The organism is Albidovulum sp. (assembly GCF_049646345.1).
Taxonomy (GTDB): domain Bacteria; phylum Pseudomonadota; class Alphaproteobacteria; order Rhodobacterales; family Rhodobacteraceae; genus Albidovulum.
The window spans coordinates 1-2047 of the sequence record NZ_JBARVQ010000243.1 but is presented as its reverse complement, the minus strand read 5'-3'; the positions used below and the strand labels follow the sequence as shown (position 1 = coordinate 2047).

3 protein-coding genes are annotated in these 2047 nt (G+C 61.7%); all 3 read left to right on the top strand.

The annotated features are described in order from the left end of the window. Nucleotides 1-2 precede the first annotated feature (2 nt). Nucleotides 3-560: a TIGR00730 family Rossman fold protein gene (locus WBB85_RS05765; RefSeq protein WP_432637677.1), complete on the top strand. Its 558-nt coding sequence runs from the start codon at nucleotides 3-5 to the stop codon at nucleotides 558-560. Between the two features lie 230 nt (nucleotides 561-790). After that, nucleotides 791-1108, top strand: coding sequence for a transposase (locus tag WBB85_RS05760; RefSeq protein ID WP_432637676.1), 318 nt, complete (start codon nucleotides 791-793; stop codon nucleotides 1106-1108). A 351-nt stretch (nucleotides 1109-1459) separates the two neighbouring features. After that, on the top strand, nucleotides 1460-1924 hold the full coding sequence (locus tag WBB85_RS05755) for a transposase (protein WP_432637675.1): 465 nt from the start codon (nucleotides 1460-1462) through the stop codon (nucleotides 1922-1924). Nucleotides 1925-2047: the final 123 nt, after the last annotated feature.

Below are 2047 nucleotides of genomic sequence, written 5' to 3'. Positions count from 1 at the left end.
CAATGAACGTGAACAGGAAATCCGTCTGTGTCTATTGCGGCGCACGTCCGGGGCGCCGGGCCGCCTATGCCGAGGCCGCGCGCGAGGTCGGCACGCTTCTGGCCGCCAATGGCTGGCGCCTTGTCTATGGCGCGGGCGATGTCGGTCTGATGGGTGAGGTCGCGCGGGCCGCGCAATGGGCGGGCGGCGAGACTTTCGGAGTCATCCCGACCCATCTGATGGAGATGGAGGTCGGCAAGCGCGACCTTTCCACCTTTGTGGTGACCGAGACGATGCATGAACGCAAGAAAGTGATGTTCATGAATGCCGATGCGGTTGTGGTACTGCCCGGCGGCGGTGGGTCTCTGGATGAGTTTTTCGAGGTGCTGACATGGCGCCAGTTGGGCCTGCACGACAAGCCGATCATCCTGCTGAACACCGAAGGCTATTGGGACAAGCTGATCGGGCTGATCGACCATATCATCGCCGAGGGCTTTGCCGATGCCACGCTGGCAGGTTTTGTCTGCGTCGCCGCCACGGTGGACGCGCTTGAAGCAGAGTTGAAAAACGGGTTTAGCTGACCCTTGGCAGCGGCAGCGCCCTATACGGTCGTCATCACACGTGCAGCGCAAGCTTTACGGCTGCGTGCCCCCCCTGGAGTTGCGCGGCAATCGGCTTTCGGGGGGCTGCGCAATCTTTCCCCAGATGCGATACCGGCATTCGCGGCGACCAGCTTCGGTGACAGGGGGCTCCCCGCGCATCTGTATCGACCCAGTAAATATCTGCTCATGCTACAAGGGAGAAGGTAGCGATGAGTGTGACGATGGACGACAGCATCAAACGGTGGACGGCGAAGCGGAAGGCGGCGCTTGTGGTTGAGATAATCCAGGGCAAGACGACGGTGGCCGAGGCGAGCCGCGCCTATGACCTTTCGCCCTCGGAGATCGAGGGCTGGGTCGATGACGCGAAGCGGGGCATGGAGAATGCGCTGCGCGCCAATCCGCTGGAGATCCGCGAGCAGTATGAGAAACAGATGAAAGACCTTCAGGAAGCCTACGGCGAGGCAATGCTGGAACTGCGTGCCCGAAAAAAGCTGGCGGCCCTCATGGAGCGGGAGGACGGCAATTGATCCGGACGCTCCATGATGGCCTGCTCGCGGACGGCATCGCGGTGCCGCTGGCCAAGCTTTACGCCTGGTTCGGCGTGCCGCGGCGGACGGTCTATTACAAGCCGACCAAGGCCGCGCCGAAGGTTGATCCGCGCATCGCCGAGCCGATCAAGGCGATGATCGAGAAGGAACCGTCCTTCGGCTGTCGCACCGTGGCCTGGCTCCTAGGCTTCAACAAGAACACGGTCCAGAGGGTCTTCCGGATCAAGGGCTGGCAGGTCCGCAAGCGCCCGATCGGCATGCGTCCCCGGATCGAGGCCGTGCCATCCTTGGCCACAGCGCCAAACGAGCGCTGGTCGACTGACCTCTGCCGTGTCTGGTCGGGTAGATGGCTGGACCACGCTGGCCCTGGTGATCGACTGCCACACCCGCGAGCTTCTGGGCTGGCATCTGTCGCGCTCAGGCAAGGCGACCACCGCCGCCAGCGCCTTGGAACATGCCCTGATCACCAGGTTCGGCACGCTCGGCAAGGTGCCGAAGGAGTTCTTGCTGAGGTCTGACAACGGCATGGTCTTCACCAGTCGGAAATACACCGCGCTGGTTCGCAGCTATGGCTTGAAGCAGGAGTTCATCACGCCGCACTGTCCGCAGCAGAACGGCATGGTGGAGCGCATGATCCGGACGCTGAAGGAGCAATTCGTTCATCGCCAGCGCTTCGACAGCATCCAGCACGCGACACGCGCCATCAGCGACTGGATCAGCTTCTACAACAACCGCCGCCCACATCAGGCGCTGGACATGAAGATCCCCGCTGAGGCATTCGCATTACCGGCTTAGAGCGTGTTGCGGTTTTCGAGATTCAGGATTCCCCCGATGCTTGATCTGTGATTCCCTGTCTGTATGGCAGATATGGGGGTCAGTGATGGGCAAACCACATCCTATGGCACTTCGTGAACGTGT

Bases quoted from the DNA above. Each gene is read 5' to 3' on its own strand.
- WBB85_RS05765 (WP_432637677.1), top strand. From the start codon at position 3: ATGAACGTGAACAGGAAATCCGTCTGTGTCTATTGCGGCGCACGTCCG.
- WBB85_RS05760 (WP_432637676.1), top strand. From the start codon at position 791: ATGAGTGTGACGATGGACGACAGCATCAAACGGTGGACGGCGAAGCGG.